Origin of the sequence: Pectinatus frisingensis (genome assembly GCF_014076555.1) — a bacterium.
Taxonomy (GTDB): Bacteria; Bacillota; Negativicutes; order Selenomonadales; family Selenomonadaceae; genus Pectinatus; species Pectinatus frisingensis.
This window is the reverse complement of the sequence record NZ_CP045424.1, coordinates 2391889-2411697: the sequence shown is the minus strand read 5'-3', so window position 1 is coordinate 2411697 and position 19809 is coordinate 2391889. Positions and strand designations below refer to the sequence as shown.

At 39.3% G+C, this 19809-nt stretch carries 16 protein-coding genes; 6 read left to right on the top strand and 10 right to left on the bottom strand.

Features of this window, described 5'->3' with window-relative positions; genetic code table 11:
• Positions 1–9: 9 nt before the first annotated feature.
• On the bottom strand, positions 10–2262 hold the full coding sequence (locus tag F8M42_RS11315; protein ID WP_182186761.1) for an adenosylcobalamin-dependent ribonucleoside-diphosphate reductase: 2253 nt from the start codon (positions 2260–2262) through the stop codon (positions 10–12).
• A 377-nt stretch (positions 2263–2639) separates the two neighbouring features.
• Between F8M42_RS11315 and F8M42_RS11310 the strand changes: the two genes are divergently transcribed.
• Positions 2640–3278, top strand: coding sequence for a hypothetical protein (locus F8M42_RS11310; protein ID WP_182186760.1), 639 nt, complete (start codon positions 2640–2642; stop codon positions 3276–3278).
• 159 nt (positions 3279–3437) lie between these two features.
• Here F8M42_RS11310 and F8M42_RS11305 read toward each other — a convergent pair whose 3' ends face one another.
• From F8M42_RS11305 to F8M42_RS11265, 9 genes are all read right to left on the bottom strand, one after another.
• Entirely contained in the window at positions 3438–4016 is a 579-nt protein-coding gene (locus F8M42_RS11305) for a hydrolase (protein WP_182186759.1), read from the bottom strand.
• Between the two features lie 29 nt (positions 4017–4045).
• Positions 4046–5569, bottom strand: a complete 1524-nt coding sequence (locus F8M42_RS11300) for a cobyric acid synthase (RefSeq protein ID WP_182186758.1) — start codon at positions 5567–5569, stop codon at positions 4046–4048.
• 125 nt (positions 5570–5694) lie between these two features.
• Entirely contained in the window at positions 5695–7083 is a 1389-nt protein-coding gene (locus F8M42_RS11295; protein ID WP_182186757.1) for a cobyrinate a,c-diamide synthase, read from the bottom strand.
• A 2-nt stretch (positions 7084–7085) separates the two neighbouring features.
• On the bottom strand, positions 7086–7718 hold the full coding sequence (locus F8M42_RS11290; protein WP_182186756.1) for a precorrin-8X methylmutase: 633 nt from the start codon (positions 7716–7718) through the stop codon (positions 7086–7088).
• A gap of 188 nt (positions 7719–7906) precedes the next feature.
• Positions 7907–9826: a DNA topoisomerase (ATP-hydrolyzing) subunit B gene (gyrB, locus tag F8M42_RS11285; RefSeq protein WP_229711559.1), complete on the bottom strand. Its 1920-nt coding sequence runs from the start codon at positions 9824–9826 to the stop codon at positions 7907–7909.
• A gap of 151 nt (positions 9827–9977) precedes the next feature.
• Positions 9978–11168, bottom strand: a complete 1191-nt coding sequence (locus F8M42_RS11280) for an MFS transporter (protein WP_182186754.1) — start codon at positions 11166–11168, stop codon at positions 9978–9980.
• Positions 11169–11248: 80 nt separating this feature from the next.
• Positions 11249–12466, bottom strand: coding sequence for a VanW family protein (locus F8M42_RS11275; protein ID WP_182186753.1), 1218 nt, complete (start codon positions 12464–12466; stop codon positions 11249–11251).
• 124 nt (positions 12467–12590) lie between these two features.
• Complete coding sequence (locus tag F8M42_RS11270) at positions 12591–13475, bottom strand: PRC-barrel domain-containing protein (protein ID WP_182186752.1); 885 nt, start codon at positions 13473–13475, stop codon at positions 12591–12593.
• Between the two features lie 101 nt (positions 13476–13576).
• Positions 13577–14635, bottom strand: a complete 1059-nt coding sequence (locus tag F8M42_RS11265) for a hypothetical protein (protein WP_182186751.1) — start codon at positions 14633–14635, stop codon at positions 13577–13579.
• Between the two features lie 225 nt (positions 14636–14860).
• On the opposite strand from F8M42_RS11265, the gene F8M42_RS11260 reads away from it, so the two are divergent.
• From F8M42_RS11260 to murB, 5 genes are all read left to right on the top strand, one after another.
• On the top strand, positions 14861–15565 hold the full coding sequence (locus tag F8M42_RS11260; protein ID WP_182186750.1) for a tetratricopeptide repeat protein: 705 nt from the start codon (positions 14861–14863) through the stop codon (positions 15563–15565).
• A gap of 132 nt (positions 15566–15697) precedes the next feature.
• A complete protein-coding gene (gene rpsO / locus F8M42_RS11255) occupies positions 15698–15976 on the top strand; it encodes a 30S ribosomal protein S15 (RefSeq protein WP_182186749.1) in 279 nt (92 codons plus the stop codon).
• A gap of 251 nt (positions 15977–16227) precedes the next feature.
• The gene (locus F8M42_RS11250) at positions 16228–18297 is read left to right on the top strand and encodes a polyribonucleotide nucleotidyltransferase (protein WP_182188737.1); all 2070 of its coding nucleotides are present in this window, start codon (positions 16228–16230) and stop codon (positions 18295–18297) included.
• 14 nt (positions 18298–18311) lie between these two features.
• A complete protein-coding gene (gene trmL, locus F8M42_RS11245; protein ID WP_182186748.1) occupies positions 18312–18797 on the top strand; it encodes a tRNA (uridine(34)/cytosine(34)/5-carboxymethylaminomethyluridine(34)-2'-O)-methyltransferase TrmL in 486 nt (161 codons plus the stop codon).
• A 14-nt stretch (positions 18798–18811) separates the two neighbouring features.
• On the top strand, positions 18812–19738 hold the full coding sequence (murB, locus tag F8M42_RS11240) for a UDP-N-acetylmuramate dehydrogenase (protein WP_182186747.1): 927 nt from the start codon (positions 18812–18814) through the stop codon (positions 19736–19738).
• Positions 19739–19809 lie beyond the last annotated feature (71 nt).

Here is a 19809-nt window from a genome sequence, read left to right as displayed (position 1 = left end):
AGTAAAAACTTATTCACATTTTGACCAGCCGCAATAAGTACATGTCACACAATTACCTTCTGGTCTTAATGTATAATGACCACATTCCGGACATTTTTTGTTTATTGAGCGGTCTTCAGAATTATCAACATATTCGTCGGCATCTCTTTTTTTCTGTGCTTCGTTATAGATTTCCATGAGGGCAGAAGCAATTGCATTACCGCAAGAAAGAGACATATCGCGGCGGCCACCGCGGATCAAGGCCTGACAGGCTGAACATTTGCTTACGGCCAGTTGTTTAATAATATGCTTAACACTGATACCGGAACGCAGTGCCAATGAAGTCAGGCGGGTAATAGTAGCAATATTGCTGGAGCAGCCGCCGGAAGCGTTGGTAAAGACCTCAAAAACCTGTCCGTCTAAGGTTTTATTTATAGTTATATACATTTTGTCTACACAGGAGGTATGGCGGACCAAGGTACAACCATCCAGGCGGGCAATGTTGTCGCGTTTCATTGGCTGAATACTATCATAATTTATTTTGGTTTTTTCATTGGGATCAACACCTAGAATATTACCGCGTTTGCAGCCGTCACGAAATACCGTTATTCCTTTACAGTTATTTTTCCAAGCATCAATATAAATATTTTTGATTTCTTCCGGGGTGGCATCATGACGTAGATTTACGGTTGAGGAAATAGAATTATCCACATAACGTTGCATAGCTGCCTGTAATTTTACTCGATGCAGATAAGGTACATCGTGACTTTCAATGATCCAGGGGAATAATTCTTTTATTTTACTGTCTTCGGTATCGTAACTCATATTGTGGTAGTCAAGTAAATCCCTTATTGAGTGCGCGTACACTTTAAAAGATTTTTTGTCACCTTCCATTTTATGAGTGGTGCGCATATAACTTATTTTGTAAAGCGGTTCACAGCCACCGGAAAATACTCCCATGAGTAAAGAGATGGTTCCGGTGGGGGCAATGGATAAAAGTGTACCATTTCTGAGACCGGATTCTTTGATACTTTCATAAACAGCAGGTGCTTCCCTGCGTATTAATTGTATTAATGGTGATTTTTTAGTTTTCTCCCAGTCATAACGGCCAAAAGTTCCTTTTTCCTTTGCCAGTTGGGCTGACGTGCGAGCAGCTTCGATGAGCATAGTACGCATAATGTCAGCAACAAATTGGTTGGCATCCTGACTGCCGTATTTCAATTTCATGGCGATAAGTGCATCAGCTACACCGAAGAGTCCCAGACCAATGCTGCGCCAATCGTCAATACAGCTGCGATTTGCATCAAGTGGTTGTGTGTCATAACCATAGTCGAGCACTTCATCGAGAGCGCGCACGGCTGTTTCAACGGCTGTGTTGAAAGCAGTTTCATTTATATGCGGAGTATCAGTAAATTTATCATCAATAAAATTATATAAATTTATGCTCATAAGATTGCAGGAATTATAGGCATTGCCACCAAATTCACCACATGGATTAGTTATTTCGATTTTATAATCATCATAACCGCTGAGTAAAGTGTAGTCATTGAGCCGGTCAACAAATAATGCACCAGGATCACCCCAGTCCCACTGAGTTTGACAGTATTCATCAAAAAAGTCGGCGGCATTGATTCTTTTTCTGATTTTTTCGCCAGTGGCTTCTACATTGAATTTTAATTCATAATCTTCATTGTTGATAACAGCTTTCATGAAATCATCTTTGAATAAAATGGATATATTCATTGAGGCTAGTTTTTCATTGTTTTGTTTCATATGAAGAAATTCGTAAATATCAGGGTGATCGCAGTTGAGCCCAACCATCATCGCACCACGACGGCCGTTTTGACTGATGACTTCTCCGGTGGAGTCAAAAATTTTGAGAAAAGATACTGAACCGGTGGAAGTACGGGCAGCATTGTTGACGATACTTTCCTTGGGCCGTAAATTGCTTATATTTACGCCAATACCGCCGCCGTATGAAAAAATCCGGGCGATTTCAGTATTAACTTTGAAGATGGATTCTATATTGTCTTTAGGAGAAGGAAGGATATAACAATTGCTTAAACTGGCTTTAAATTTGCCTTTAGCTCCAGCAGCATATAAAGTCCTTCCGGCAGGGCAGACTGAACCGTCTTCCAAGTAATTATGCATATGATTGCTGACTTCAGGGGAAAATATTGACACTACCCGATTGATAAATGCCTGTGGATCGTCTTCACCAACATGATAGTATTTTGATTTTAGAATATTTTTGCCAATATCATTTTCATACCATTTTTCCAAAAAACTCGCTCCTTATATGTATAATTCTAATAAGATAATTTATTATCGATGCAATTATTATAGTGGAAAAATATTGCTGGCGCAATTTTAATCCATGATGATATAACAAGATATTGTATGGTAAATTATATTACAACACCATATATTGGATTAAATGGCTTTTTTTAGAGATTGACATGATTAAGATGGAAAAAGTTTTTACAGTGGATTCAACGGTTGCTTTTTAGACAATAGACAGTATTTTATGATAAAATATTTTATGTATAAAGTATTTTTCAGCAATATATGTTTCAAGCTGTTGATGGTTAATTCAGTAATTTTGTATTATAAAGCTACGATAATAAATCTATGCAGCTGTTTTTGTAAGGAGTGATTTTATGAGAAAATTGACTGTTGTTAGTATTTTATTCTTGTCTATATTATATTTTTTCCAGCCGGTTTGTCAGGCGATGCATGTTGTAAGCAGCCGGGAAATTGCTAGTTTTGATACCAGCGGTTTATGGGGAAACACGGCCAGTGTCCGCACAGTGGGACAATGGAATGAATATATTAGATTCACTTTTTATGTACCGGATAATTATAATGGGAAAATACACGGCAGCTTTTTAGTTTCCGGTAATGCCAATAATATAAATTTGGATTTTTTACCGGGTGGAGTAATAAAAATCTTTGAATTTAAAGCAGTTGATCCTGATATGGTGTTTTGGATAGTCAAGGATGGTACTGGTAATGACAGTGGTTTGACACATGATTTTTATTTGATTGGGCCATATTCTGATTATTATACTACTTATGCTGACATGAATAATATTGTCACTATGGGGTGGAACAGTACCCATATGAAAGTGGTTCAACTATCTGATGATGCATGGCCTGTTTTACAAGGTTTCGCGGATTCTGGAAGCAGCAATGTCCTGCAGGAAAATTTGGTGTTATCTTGGGATGATACGGCACAGTGGTTTAAAATGACTAATTATTCGCTTGATACAATGGTGCATGAAATCAAAGCACAATAAGATTTGTATGATAATGGGGCTGTCACATGAACAACATTGACCTCATAAGGTGCAATTCACAACCGCTGCACGGGTATCCACCCTTTTAAGGGTGGACAAAGGAAGCGGAATATTGCATGTTTATGAATGAAAATGACTGTGTGCAACAACCCCATTTAATTATTGGATAGTATTTTTGATATAGGCTTCTTTATCGCGCATTGCCGACAGTGTTTTTTCCAATAGATCATCAAGACTCCAGTCAAGCATTTGAGCACCTTGTTTTATTATATCGCGGGAACAGCCGGCTGCAAATTTTTTATCTTTAAACTTTTTTTTCAAACTTTTTAGTTCCATGTCCTGCACGCTTTTGGATGGGCGCATAAGAGCAGCGGCTCCAATAAGACCAGTCAATTCATCACAGGCAAACAAGACTTTTTCCATTTGATGGGTCGGTTTTATGTCTGAACAGATACCATAGCCATGTGAACAAACAGCGTGTATAAGCTCCGGTTCGGCATTGATTTGGGATAATATTTCAGGGGCTTTTTGACAATGCAGTTCAGGGTATTTTTCAAAATCAATATCGTGCAGCAAGCCGACAATTTCCCAAAAATCGGCCTCATCGGTGTAACCAAGTTGTTGCGCATACCAACGCATAACTGCTGATACAGTGACGGCATGAACTCGATGAAAATTCTCCTGGTTATATTTTTGCAGATGTGTCCATGCTTGTTGCCAAGTAATTTTTGTTTGCATATCGTTATTTCCCTTCGTAAAATTTGCAGCTAATTTTTGTTGATTATTTGTTTTAACTTTTCCATATCTAAAGCATTTCTGACAGTTTGAGCCAAACGATTGAAAGCAGCCTGTTTTTGTGCAGCATAATTTTGCTGCAATGGTAAGGGAGAAAGTCCTTTGCGTCGCCGCAGCATGTTGAGCAGGGTTCTGCGGTATTCGTCGTTATCAAAAATGCCATGGATGTATGAACCCATTATGAGATTATCAGAGGAAATTGCACCATCAATTTTGTCAACCTTTTTACCGTTGTGTTTTTTTATCACGAACGGGTGGGCAGTTTTTGCAGTAAATTCGGTTAATCCCATATGGATTTCGTAGCCGTGCAGTGAGGAAAAATAGTGTTGTTCATCTAAGAAATGCCAGTCGAGTGATTGGGCAGTTACCTGTGAGGTTATTTTTTTTCGTGCAAATGTGGTGATCATCGGCAGAAAAGAAAATGCCGTTATTGTGTTATGTGATGATTCGGTATGGTAGGGATCACAGATTTTTTGGCCAAGCATTTGATATCCTCCGCAGATTCCGATTAATGGAATTTTATCGGCATGAGCTTTCTGAAGTTTTTTTTCTATACCGCATGCGCGTAAATGTAATAGGTCTTCGGTGGTATTTTTACTGCCGGGGAGTATTATCAGATCAGGTTTTCCTAGCTGCTCAGGTTTTGCGGCGTAGTAAAGGAATACATCCTTTTCTTGGGCTAGAGCAGCAAAATCAGTGAAATTTGATATTTTAGGTGTGCGGATGACGGCTATCTTGAGAGGAGCGTTGTTATTTGTTGTTATTTTATCATCCAGGGATACTGAATCTTCATCGTCTATTCCTAAGTTTTCTAAATAAGGGATAACACCTAATACTGGCTTGGCGGTCTTTTTTTCCAGAAAATCAATTGCCGGTGCCAAGAGTTTGATGTCACCACGGAATTTGTTTATGACAAGACCCTTTACTAAGTCGCGTTCGTCATCGTCAAGGAGCTCCAGAGTACCGACTAATGAGGCTAATGCCCCACCGCGGTCAATATCGGCTATGAGTAAAACGGGTGCGTTTAGGTACTTGGCGATACGCATATTTACGATATCATTAGCTTTCAGATTAACTTCTGCCGGACTGCCAGCTCCTTCTATAGCCAGCATTTCGAATTTATTCTGTAGTGAATTTAAAGCTTGTTTTACTGTTTCAAAAGCTTTTAAAGAATATCCCTGATGATATTGTTTAGCGGACATATTGCCAATAGGCCGTCCCATTAAAATTACCTGGGAGCTGGCATTTCCAGTTGGTTTCAATAACACAGGATTCATTTCTACAGATGGTTTTAATCCGGCGGCTTCAGCCTGAGCTATTTGAGCTCGTCCCATTTCCCGGCCATCTTCAGTAACATAGGAATTAAGAGCCATGTTTTGTGCTTTAAATGGTACTATATTTATACCATCCTGAAAGAATATACGACAGAGAGCCGTTGTTAAGATACTCTTTCCAACATGTGACGATGTTCCCTGCAGCATTATGTATTTTGTCATACTGAATTCTCCTAAATAATAAATATAAGGTAACCCGGATGAAAACTGTGATGAATAATCATTGTCAGTAAATAAAAAACAACAGCTCCAAAACACTGGCGGATTCGGAGCTATAAATAATGATACTATTTATAATGGTTTGTTTTTAGTTTTTTGTATTCAACAGCTTTTTGAATAAAGCGTTTAGCTGCCTTAATTGAACCGAGAAAATGTAAATGAAAATATGAAGCTAAAATATTATCATTATAATAGCCAGCTTTATATTGACTGTTTGTGCGGTTTTTAGTGAGAAGAAATGCCCAGGGGAAAGCAGCAGCGGCAGCAGCCTGCATGGAAAAATGAAATTCGTGACCATGTAATATCTGTCCTTTAGTGGCAATGATATTATCAGTCAGTGCTTGTGCGGTAACATAGCCAACAGTCTGCAGTTTTTCCTGCATAATAGCATCTGCCGGTATAACATTGGCCATTTTCCAGGTTTTTCCGGTAAAGTCTTTTATTTGCCGCATCAGATACATAAAGCCACCGCATTCGGCATAAAGTGGTATTTTGTCGGCTGCAGCTTTTTTTATTGAATTCAGCATAGAGGTATTGGATGCCAAACAATCGACAAATAATTCGGGAAAGCCACCGCCTAATATTACAGCATCACATTCAGGAAGGCTGGTGTCATGAATAGGGCTGAAAAATTCTATCCGGGCTCCAAGTTTTTTTAATATATTAAGGCCGGCAGCATAGTAGAAGGAAAAAGCTTCATCTTTGGCCACAGCTATTTTCACGGATGACGGCAGTGCATCTATTATTAAATCTTCATATGGCAGAGGTAAAGCTGTTTTTGCTGTCTGTATCAGGGCTTTTAAATCTACCTGCCTGGAAATTTTTTCAGTAATATAGGCTATTTTTTTGGTTGTATCTTTTTCTCCGGCCGGTGTAAGACCTAGATGCCGTTCCGGCATTTTTAAAGCGTCATCGCGCCGCACTGCCCCCAAAACAGGGATGTTTAACCGCCCCATGGCATCCCGGATCATTTGTTCATGTGTTGCGGATCCTAGACAATTTAAAATTACACCACTTAAATTGATATCAGGGTCGTATTCACGAAAACCCAATGCTAAGGCGGCAGCACTGTCACCCATGGAGCGGCAGTTTATAACTAAGATAATTGGCGCATTTAATTTTTTAGCTAATTCAGCTGTAGAACTTATGCCATTTTTGCCGCCGTCATAAAGCCCCATGACTCCTTCGATTATAGCAATATCGGCATTGGCTGAAACTTCAGCGAACAACTGGCTTATTCTTTGTTCGTCAACTAGCCATGTATCAAGGTTATGGCCCGGTCGATGAGCGGCAATAGTGTGATATGATGGATCTATATAGTCGGGACCAATTTTAAATGGTTGAACAGTGAGTCCATTTTTGTACAAAGCACCTAATATTCCTGTAACTACCGTGGTTTTACCGGAGCTGCTCTGCGGTGCTGCTAAAACAATGCGGGGAATATTGCAGTATTTCATGATTACCTGCTGTTATCTATCAGGTACATTACAGCATTAATGCATGATACGGCGATTGGACTGCCGCCTTTGGTACCTTGAACAGTTATGTAAGGTACTTTGGAATGCTCTATAAGTTCTTTTTTTGATTCGGCGGCACCGACGAAACCCACTGGTGTGCCAATAACTGCAGCCGGTCTTATATCTTCTTCATCCATTAGGCGGATCACTTCAAAAAGTGCTGTAGGGGCATTACCAATGGCAACTATAGATCCATTGAGCTTAGTACCAAAATCACGCATGGCGGCCATTGATCGGGTTATGCCTTCTTGCTTGGCAATTGCAGCAATGCGTTCATCGGCAATTTGGCAAAAAACTTTACCACCGAAAGAGGCCAGCTTTTTTTTGTTGATGCCGGTGCGTACCATTTCCACATCAGTGAATATGTTGCAGCTTTTGCATAAGGCCTGTTTCATTGCCGGAATAGTGTTTCTATCTATTTTTATTACATTGGCATAATCAACATCACCTGAGGCATGAATCATACGTGAATATAATTTCACTTCATCATCAGTCAGTTTAAGCAGGGATAAATATGGTGCAATTATTTCCATGCTGCGGTTTTCAATATCCATTGGTTCTTTTATAAAGTTCAAACTGAACCCCCCAAAAAAATAAAATATAGAATATGGCGGCATTGCAGAAACATGCCGTTTAGTGTGAAAATGCGATAAATATTACTCATAAAAGTATAGCATAACAAAAAATATAAAACCAGCAATGGATTTGAATAAAAATACTCCATACGGGTACGTGATTGCCCGCATGGAGTTTATGATTTTAATTATAAATCGAGATTGCGTACTAAATCAGCGTGTTCTTCAATAAAACGGCGGCGTGGTTCAACTTTGTCGCCCATGAGAACCGAGAAAATACCATCAGCTTCTTCTGCCTGAGTTAAATCAACACGTAATACAGTTCTTCCTGTAGGATCCATTGTCGTTTCCCATAACTGCTCCGGATTCATTTCACCAAGACCTTTATAACGTTGTACAGTAATTCCATCACGGCCAACTTCAGTCAGCTTTTGTGATAATTCATCATCACTATACGTATACCAGTGTTGGCGGCCTTTTCTGATTTGATATAAAGGCGGCTGGGCGATAAATACACGTCCTTGTTTAATTAACGGCTGCATATATCTATAAAAAAAGGTTAACAGCAATGTACGAATATGGGCACCGTCAACATCAGCATCAGTCATAATAATGATTTTACCATAACGGCTTTTGGTAATGTCAAAATCTTCTCCGATACCGCTGCCAAAGGCTGTTATCATTGTGCGTATTTCCTCGTTATTTAAAATTTTATCAAGCCGGGCTTTTTCAACATTGAGAATTTTACCACGCAGTGGCAGGATTGCCTGAAATCGACGATCCCGGCCTTGTTTGGCAGAACCGCCGGCGCTGTCACCTTCGACCAGGTATATTTCAGCCTGCATTGGATCTTTTATCGAACAGTCGGCAAGTTTACCGGGTAGTGAACTTACTTCCAGAGCATTTTTCCGCCGGGTAAGATCCCGGGCTTTTCTGGCGGCCTCACGGGCACGTGAAGCCATTATTGATTTTTCAATTATTTTTTTAGTGATTGCCGGATTTTCTTCAAAGTATTCGCTCAGTCCTTCTGTGACAATTGAGTCAACTATACCTCTCACTTCAGAATTGCCAAGTTTGGTTTTTGTCTGGCCCTCAAATTGTGGTTCGCGCACCTTGAGATTTATTACACAGGTTATTCCTTCACGTACATCCTCGCCGCTTAAAGCGGGATCATTAGATTTTAAAATATTTTGCTTGCGGGCAAAATCATTAGTGGCACGAGTCAGGGCACTTTTTAAGCCGGCGATATGAGTACCGCCTTCTTCAGTATGGATATTGTTCACATAGCCATAAATATTTTCTGTGTAACTGGTCGTATATTGAAGTGCTATTTCAACAATAGTATCATCTTTTTGACCATTAAAATAAACAGGTTCTTCACTCAGTAAATCTTTATTGCGATTGAGATATTTTACAAAAGATGAGATGCCGCCTTTATCATAGAAAACTTCTTTTTTTTCTGTTTCATCACGTTCGTCGGTCAGTGTTATATGAATGCCGCAGTTTAAAAATGCCAATTCACGCAGGCGCTGTTTAAGAATATCGTAATCGTAGGTTGTTTCAGTGAAGATGGTATTATCCGGTTTAAACCATACTGTTGTGCCGGTACTGTCGGTAGTGCCTATTTCACGTAAAGGTGTCTTGGTGATGCCATATTCAAAAGTGATTTCATATATTTTTCCGCCGCGTTTAACTTGAACTTTCATCGCTTGGCTGAGCGCATTGACTACGGACACACCGACACCATGCAGGCCGCCGGAAACCTTATAGCCGTTACCGCCAAATTTGCCACCAGCGTGAAGTACGGTAAGCACGACCTCAACGGCAGGTTTGCCGCTGACGTGCATATCAATCGGAATACCGCGTCCGTTATCGGAAACAGTTATACTGTTATCTTTGTGGACAACGACTTCAATATGGGTGCAATATCCTGCTAAAGCTTCATCGATACTATTATCAACAACTTCCGATACCAGATGATGCAAGCCGTGTGATGACTGATCACCGATATACATGCCGGGGCGTTTTCTGACAGCTTCGAGACCTTCCAATACCTGAATCTGCTTGGCATCATATTTGCTCTTTACAGCAGTTACATCATTGCTCATTTCTTCATGATTTATTTTGATATCGGATAAATCAACTAAATCAATTTTATTATCATCTAAGCTCATAACATCATCCTTCTAATTTATATACCTTATATTTTACCATTTTTTGTAGGGTTAATCAAACTAATTGCATATGCATGCGATTAGTTCAATATATGCTGCCGCGAGTATTTTTTACAAAAATACTTGTCATTATCATGATTGCACCGGCTACAATGAAAACTTCTTTCAACCCCCAATATGTTCCGACAAGTCCGCCTAAGAGTGGGCCGGCCATAGAACCAAGCTGCTGAGCAGAAAAAAGCATACCGAAAATACTTCCTTGTATGGCTCTTTCTGTGTTATTAGCTAAAACAGCACTAATAGAAGGATTAATGCCGGCAAAAAATAATCCCGTGACAAACTGCATTACGGCAAATAAGATCAATTGATTTGGAATTGATTGCAGTAACAGACAGACGCCGGCACCACCCATTGCTAAATACATTGTCAGTCCAAAAGAATCTTTTTGACCAAACCTGCCCCAAAATGGTGCTGATATGGATGAGGCAATGCCCCCAAGTGAAAATACGGCACCGGCTATTAAAATAATGTTTTCCATACTGCCGCGAAGCTGGGCAACGTATAAAGTTATTATCGGTTGCAATATAAGAATTACCATTTGGACTAATACGCTTAAAATAAGCATTTGTTTTATGACGGGTTTTTTTAATAAATCAATTTGCCGTGAAGGTTTTGCAGATACCCTGGCGGTTTCGTCATGAGGTGGTTCCGGTACGAAAAAGATTGTAATAAGTGATATTGTAAATAGAGCAATTCCGGCAATCATGAACGATGCCCGCATGCCGAATACCTCTGCTAATACACCCCCTAACAGTGGGCCGATAACACCGCCGCTGGTCAGACCGGCTTGCATAACACCAAGACTGAAACCCAGTTTTTCGCTGGGGACAGATGATGACACGATAGCCAATTCAGATGCCCATAATCCTGCGGCTAAACCCTGCAGAACACGTACCATGAACAATTGTTCCGGGGAAGTTACTAAACCGCCTAAAAAATAGGTTATTGACAGACCGATACTGGAGCGTACAGCCATGAGCTTGCGGCCTTTTTTATCTGATATTTTTCCCCATATCGGGGCCATTATTGCACCAATGAGAAATGAAATTGAAAATATTGCCCCATTCCACATATTTACATTAGCTTGGGCAACACCAAGCTCTTTTATCAGGTAGAGAGGTAAGAATGGAATTAACATAGTATAACTGGCCGACATTAAGACAACATTACAGGTCAAAATTGCCAGTATTACTTTCCAGTCTCGTGCAGTATGCATATGAGGGGCTCCCTTCAAAGAAGTTATTATTAAAAATAGTATATTGGTGATTTTTATTAATTAGCACAACATGGGACAAACTATTTATCAGTATGCAAAAATTCATTTTTTATTATTGTCCCATCCTTGCTGAAGACACGATAAGCAGAAGCGGCACCATTATTATAAGAACTTTTTAATGTTATGGTATACGGTAACTTATCCGTATTGCTGCCTAAAATGAAAATAGAAAGTGTGTCGTTGGTCGTTCTGGTGAAGACATATATGCTGTGCGGCAGATTATTTCTGAATTTGAAATCAATAACGCCATCGGCCACTGTTGCATCAAAAGCAGGCGGTACATAGTCAGCGGGAAAATAATGCGCAGTTCTTTCGACCGGCGTCAGTCCTGCCAATAGTATCGCATCATAAAGGGTAGAGCTGACCTGGCACACACCACCGCCGATACCGGGAACAACTTTACCATCGATTATTACCGGAGCTTCACGATAACCGCTGGCTGCCAGCCTGGGGCCAACAGCATTGTTGAAGGAAAAAACTTCGTTGTGGTTGACCAGCGTGCCGGATAGATTTTTGGCTGCCAATGCCACATTTTCACTGCGATTGGCAGCACCAGCATTGAATTTAGTTGTGTACGATGCCAATATGGTATTAATATGTTTTAGATTACTGGCAGTGACGGATGGTTTTATATCAACAGAGTTTATGTTGATTACCTGTGGGTAGGTCGCTGTGGCTAATTTTGCCTTGACAGTTGACAACAGCTGCTCACGGTCAATACTTTTACCAATTTTTTCCGGTACTAGTTTTACTCCGGCAGGATCAACATAACAATAAGCATCAACCGGGGCAATATAAGCTTTTTGAATAATTTGATTCAAGATGTAAGTGAGACTGGCTTCATTGTAATTTATTGCCAGCGGGATATCATTGCCTTGATATAGGCAATGGAGCTTACTAAACACATCACGTAAAAAATTACCACTGTGACCTATTTTAGCCGCTGCCCGGGCGGTCGTTTCGCTGTCGCAGACTAAGTCTATATCAGATGCTGCTATAGACTGTTCTTGATTGTCATAATTTAGAATCAGTATTTTCCCTGTTATGTTTTGATTAAAATTGTCTTCTAGAGATTTTTGTGCAGTAGAAATATCAAGTCCGGACAAATTGACATTGCCGGAATGAACACCAGTAGTGATACCGGGAGCGTTTTTTATTGCTAATATGGATGCACTTGCAGCGACAAGAATGAAAGAGATAATAGAAAATATGATAGTTAATTTGTGCAGTCTCGGCAAAAGCGACACGCCCCCTCATGATAAAATCAACTGATAAATATTTTGGTTAATATAATCGAGGCAATAATATGGATTATAAAAAGCCCCTGTATTCGCAGGAGCTTTCATGAAACAGACGCATTGTTTATTTTACATTCATTGATAACTCAATAAATTTATTAGCGAGTTTTGCTTTTTGTAAAATTTCTTCTGTTATATCAGCACCTTCTTCAACAATCACAATGCCATTGTCGGTAGTTATACGACGGGATGCCTTTTTGCCAAGCAGAAAACGACGATGTCTGTCTTCGGCAGAACTTGCTGTAACTGAGGAATCTGTTTTTTCAGCAGTAGTATCATTAGTTGAAGCTGTACCGGAAACAGATGTTGATTTGATCGGTTTGGTATCGTTTTTAGTCATATTGGCAGTATTTTTTACTTGTTCGGTATTTTTTTCAGGTTTTGTTTCAGATGGTTCGGTTTTTTTTACGCTAATAGCCGGTTTTATTTGTTCGGCAGCAGAAAATGTCTTTTTATCGACGGGTTTATTATTGACTTTGTCAGGGACAGCACTGTCAATTATTGTGACTTCTTTACCAAATATTGATATTTCGTCGGCAGATAGTTCTTTTTGTTCTTCTGTATCTTGCGCAGACAAAACAATCTTGGCGATTTTGCCATCATCATCGATGAAAATATTGGAAACAATACCTTGTATTGTACCACCCTTGGTTATGGCTTTAGTGCCGATAACACGGATATTTTGGTCAAGAAAGGGTTCAAATTCCACAGCGTCATCAAGTACCAGAATATTTTCACTGCTGGTTATGGTGATGGCATCATGACCAATAGCTACAACTGAGCCATAAGGTAAAAGTTTTACACCGCGATACCAGTCTTCATCTTCAATGATAATGGCCGCGACACAACCATGTTCTGCGTCGATCAATAAAGATTTACTTACCCCCAGTTCACGGCCTTCAGTAATACTGATAATAGGTAAACCCAAAAATTCTTCATTTTTTTTCATTTAAATTAAAGCCCCTTCCATTCTATGTCAATAGATAAAAATCTATGAAGCACCAAAATAAGTTGATAATAAGTCTGTCTGTAGTGAAAGATAAAATTATACTAGAGACTGTAATAGTTTTCTCCTGTTTCAAAGTAACCGATATAATTGCGGTCAGATAATATAATTGATAAGTCATTATTGGCAGGAATAGTAATAATATCCTGCAAATATCTTATTTGTCGGATAAATTCTTGTTGTACATTCACGGATATTGTGACAGTCGGTAAACGCAGAGCAGTACGCAGCAGCGCTATTGCATTGGTATATAATCCAAGTTTTTTGTAAATGTTGCTCATTTCAATGCAGATAAAGGGTGCATAAGAGCTGGCATTATATTTGCGTAAGCCTTTTTTTAAAGCATATAAAGCACAGGCATAATGACCATGTTCTTTTTCATCATATATATAATTGAGAAGATCATCGATAGACCGAGTATTATTAAACAAAAATGTTATTTTTATTTTTTCACTGTCTAATAGATATAAAGCCATGCCATAAATATTGCTTATTGCCAAAGGAACTGGCAAATTGTAATATCGTTTGACAGACGGGCTGCTAATAAAGTTTTTCTGCGTTGACTGAGATAAGGCCGGCAGTAAAATATCGTTATGAAAAAATAGAAAAAATTTATTAGTGGTAGAAATAGAACCTATTGCAAATATGAAATATTTGTCTGTCTTATCCAAAACAACGGGCAGGTATTTTGGTGCAGTCGGATTAATAATAATGGCAGGCAGACGTTGTGGCCGAATAAGCATGGCAGGTATGGATAATTCGTTTGAAGCTGTATCCGGTATAGAAAGCGGGGCAATTACAGTTGTGATGCTGCTTTTAGTAACAGTCTCAGTGATACAGGAGGTTGTAACTAAAAGTTTTTTATTGTAAAGGGTAGCAGCAAGCGATGTTGTCAAAACAGTCAGTATAATAATCACATAATAAGGTATGGTGATATATTTTTCTACGGGCCAAAGCAGAAAATTGACGGCAAATGCCAAAACAGCAGCCAATAATATTGCCTTTAAATTTAACCCCAACCTGCAAAATGAAGTGAAATGGTATATAAGAAATACACTGACTGAGATTATTAACAACGCTGCCCCTAAAAATATTGTCAGCATTTCATTCACAATCCTTCGAAAAGAAGTTTTAAATCGTATCAAAAGTTGGAATTATAGTAAATAATTGTAATTGTAAATAAAGCTTAATACGATGAAAATATAGCTTAACAACTTTATTTTACAACGTATATATTAAATTTGCAATTGATAGTACGCAGATTATTATATATAATAAATGTAATACTCTGCATAGATAATAATAATGATTTTAATAACGAGGTTTTTATGAACAATAATGAATTTCATGAATTGACACATTTGGTGCTTGACTCAAAATTACATCCACCGGTTGCGTTGTTTGCCAAAGGATTTGATGATTGGCATGTGAGAGCCCGGCTGGCTCATTTCCTTGTTTTGCCGGAATTTAATAAAACAGCAGCGGCAGTTGAACTTTTTCGCTCTGTTATTGAGGCAGATGTTGATGAGAATGAGTCAGAAGATATCGAGGAAAAAGTGTATGCTTTACAGCATCTGAGTACGGTGCTGCGTGATGCAGGCAAACTTGATGATGCGTTGAATTATATAAATAGTGCAATTGAACTGGCAGAAGAGCACGATTTTCTGTATAAATATATTTTGCGCGGTGAACTGTGGGCTGATCGATGGAATATACTGGCACGACAGCGCAGGACTGACCTTGTTGCCGATGAGGTGGAAGATAAAATTGCCGCTTATGGAGCATTACCTATAAAACATATAAGTTACTTATATTATGGTTATCGTTTTTTGGCACAGTTAGCTGCAGCTAACTTTCACGCGGTCGATACAATAGAAATGATGAAAAAAGCATTATCATATATGGCAGTGCCACAAAAAAATATGGCAATACTGGAAAATATTATGAGTGCAACAGATGATGACGCACCGCGGATAATGCGGGAAATTGATCAAGCTACTCCTATACCGTCTTCATTAAAATGGGATATCTGATATATTTTTATTTACAGTTGACTATTTTTGTGATATTCTTTGTAAGAATAATCTATATCCTTTAGCGCGGTTACTAGCCACTCCATCGGTTGCCTGGCTAATAGGAATTATATAATTTTTAGGAGGATTTTGATGCTTACACAGGAACAAAAGTTACAAATTATGCAGGATAATGCTACTCATGAAGGAGATACAGGATCTCCCGAAGTGCAAATAGCACTGTTGACTGCACGCATACTTTATTTGACAGAACATTTGAAGACTAATAAGAAAGACTTTCATTCACGCCGCGGTCTTCTCAAAATGGTCGGACATCGTCGCAGACTGTTAGCTTATCTGCAAAATAAAGACATTGAACGTTATCGTGCCATTTTGAAGAAATTAAATATCGGAAAAGCTAACAAAAGATAATTCGATAAGACTTGATTTTATTCGATTTTTAGCGAAATGAAATTTAGTTATACGAGCCGACATTAGTGATTATCGAAAAGCGGGGCTGTTGTCTATTTGTATAATGGACCAGTCCCGTGTTTTATATTTATAAATAAATTATTTGCGGTGTGTTCAGTGGATGGTGAAATGTTTGTTTGCAATATTTTAAGGCAAGCAGATATTTCACTGTTTACTGTGCACGGTTACCGCATTTTTCAGGAGGTAAAATGATGCATAGTTTTGAAACCACATTTGGCGGGCGCAGTCTCGTCATAGAAACCGGCAAGATGGCTAAGCAGGCCAATGGTGCAGTGCTCGTTCGCTATGGTGAAACGGTGGTTATTGTGACGGCTACGGCTTCTGCTGAACCGCGTGAGGGAATTGATTTTTTCCCTTTGACTGTTGATTATGAAGAAAAAATGTATGCTGTAGGGAAAATTCCCGGTGGATTTATTAAACGGGAGGGGCGTCCGGCTGAATCGGCTATTTTATGCAGCCGCCTTATCGACAGACCAATCAGACCATTATTCCCTGATGGATTTCGAAATGACGTTCAGATAGTTGCAACAGTACTTTCTGTTGATCAGGATAATCCACCAGAAATAGCCGGGATGATCGGGGCTTCAGCAGCACTGTCAATTTCTGATATACCTTTTAAAGGCCCTATTGCTGGTGTTCGTATCGGTCGTATCGATGGGCAGTTCATTGTCAATCCAACAGTTGAAGAACGGGCAAAATCTGATTTGAATCTTACTATTGCAGGTTCGCATGATGCTGTCATGATGGTTGAAGCCGGTGCCAATGAACTATCAGAAGATGTAATTTTGGAAGCTATTTTATTTGGTCATCAGGAAATTAAGAAATTAGTTGAATTTCAGCAGAAAATGGTTGAAGAATGCGGCAAGGAAAAACGTGTTGTAAAACTATTTCAGCCGCAGGAAGAACTCATTGATAAAATCAAGGCATATGCTTATGACAAGTTGAATACAGCCGTGCGTGACAGTGATAAACTGCGTCGTGATGAACATATAACTGAAGTTAAAGCTGCGGTTCTTGAGCATTTTCTGGAAGAATATCCGGAATCAACTATGGAAATAAATGCTGTTTTGCATAAATTGGTGAAAGAAATTGTTCGCCAAATGATTACACATGAAAAAATTCGTCCTGATGGACGGGCAGTAGATGAAGTGCGCCCAGTAAGCTGTGAAGTGGGATTATTGCCGCGTGTACATGGTTCAGGCTTGTTTACCCGTGGACAGACACAGATTCTCACAATAACAACATTGGGTTCGCTTGGTGACGAACAGATACTTGATGGATTAGGTACGGAAACAACAAAACGCTATATACACCATTATAATTTCCCCGGCTATAGTGTGGGGGAAGCTCGTCCTATGAGAAGCCCTGGACGTCGCGAAATTGGGCATGGCGCTTTGGCAGAAAGGGCGCTTGTTCCGGTGATTCCGTCGGAAGAAGAGTTCCCTTATACAATTCGTCTTGTATCTGAAGTTTTGGAATCGAATGGTTCAAGTTCTATGGGAAGTGTCTGCGGCAGTACGTTATCGTTGATGAATGCAGGTGTTCCTATTAAAAAGCCGGTATCCGGAGTGGCTATGGGATTAGTTAAAGATGGTGATGCTTACACCATTCTCACGGATATTCAGGGTATGGAAGATGCCTTAGGGGATATGGATTTTAAAGTTGCAGGGACTAAAGATGGTATAACTGCCATTCAAATGGATATAAAGCTGACCGGAATTACCCGTGAAATATTGGCGGCGGCTTTGGAACAGGCTAAACGAGGCCGGGCCCACATACTGAGTAAGATGATGGAAACAATCAGTGAACCTGCAGCAGAATTATCACCATATGCGCCGCGGGTGACAACCATTAAGATACCTGTTGATAAGATTCGCGATGTTATTGGGCCGGGCGGAAAGATCATCAAAAAAATCATTGATGAAACCGGCGTGCAAATTGATATAGAAGACAGCGGTGTTGTTCATATAACAGCTGTTGGTGTTGATGCTGCGCAAAAAGCCGTAGATATAATAAAAGATTTGACGCGGGAAGTAGAAGTCGGTGCAGTCTATAAAGGAAAAGTAACCCGCATTATGAATTTTGGCGCATTTGTTGAAGTTTTACCGGGTAAAGAAGGTCTTTGCCATATATCACAGCTTGATAAAAAACGTGTTGGTAAGGTAGAAGATGTTGTCAGTGTCGGTGACGAACTTGAGGTAAAAGTTACGGAAATTGACAGCCAGGGACGAGTAAATCTTTCTCACAAGGTTTTATTATAAGGCAGGTAATAAAGTTGCATATAGTACTTATCGAGCCGCAAATTCCACCAAACACAGGCAATATTGCCCGCCTGTGTGCGGTGACCGGCTGTGAGCTTCATTTGGTTGAACCTCTTGGATTTTCAACTGATGATAAGCATTTAAAACGAGCCGGACTTGATTATTGGCATTTTCTTAAGATCCATTTTCATAAGAATTTTGCTGAAGTTTTACAAGAATATCCGGAGAATATATATCATTATTTGTCGACTAAAGCACCGAATACTTATACTGATGTTTCTTACGGCAAAAATGATATGCTGGTGTTTGGACGGGAAGATGCTGGTATTCCTGAGACTATTTTGAAAGGGAATTTGTCTTCTTGTGTACGGATACCGATGATAGATGAAGCTCGTTCGCTGAATTTGTCTAATTCGGTATCTATTGTGGTTTATGAAGCGCTCAGACAGCAAAATTTTATTGGTTTGAAAAAGACGAATGATTATCTTGAAAAAAATTGATTTAAATATAAGGAATGAGTTTATTGTCACGTATTGACGATTGTATAACAAAATTAAAATCGATTTTACCAGTGGATCATATTTTGCTGCAGGCGCCAATGTCGGAACAGACTACATTCAAAATTGGCGGTCCGGCTGACTGCCTTATTTTTCCCGGCTCAATTGAAGAAATACAACAAATTATCAGATTGACTAAAAAATATGATGTGCCGTGCACAATAATTGGTAATGGTTCTAATATATTAGTACTTGATAAAGGAATACGCGGTATTGTTTTGAAATTCGGCAGGCAGATGTCGTATGTACGCTGTACCGATGATTTTATGATTGCGGGCTGTGGGGCATTGTTAGCTGATTTATCAAAATTTGCCGCCTCAAATTTACTTACGGGATTCGAGTTCGCTGTTGGTATTCCTGGTAGTATCGGTGGAGCAATATTTATGAACGCGGGTGCTTATGGCGGTGAGATAAAAAATGTAGTTACAGCGGTTACTGCAGTCACAGCTGACGGTAAGATAGTGCGTTATGATGAAGAACAATTAGGATTTGGTTATCGTCAAAGCATTTTTCAAAAAAATGCCAATGTTATTTGTGAAGTGGAAATCAGTTTAAAAAAGGGAGAAAAGTCTGAGATATTAGCAGCAATGGCTGATTACACACAAAGACGGGAAAATAAACAACCTTTGGAATTACCAAGTGCCGGTTCAACTTTTAAGCGGCCGGCTGGGTATTATGCGGGGACTTTAATAGATCAGACTGGATTAAAAGGCTTGAAAGTCGGTGGAGCCCAAATATCGATGAAGCATGCCGGTTTTGTGGTTAATACCGGTAATGCTACAGCGGCTGATGTATTGAATCTTATAGCAGAAGTACAAAAACGTGTCTATGAAAAACATGGTGTCAGATTATATCCGGAAGTACGATTGATTGGTGAAAAATGATACTGAATTTAAAATCCGAATTTATTAGATGATTTGATTATAATAAATACGGATTTTTTAATGTTGCGCGA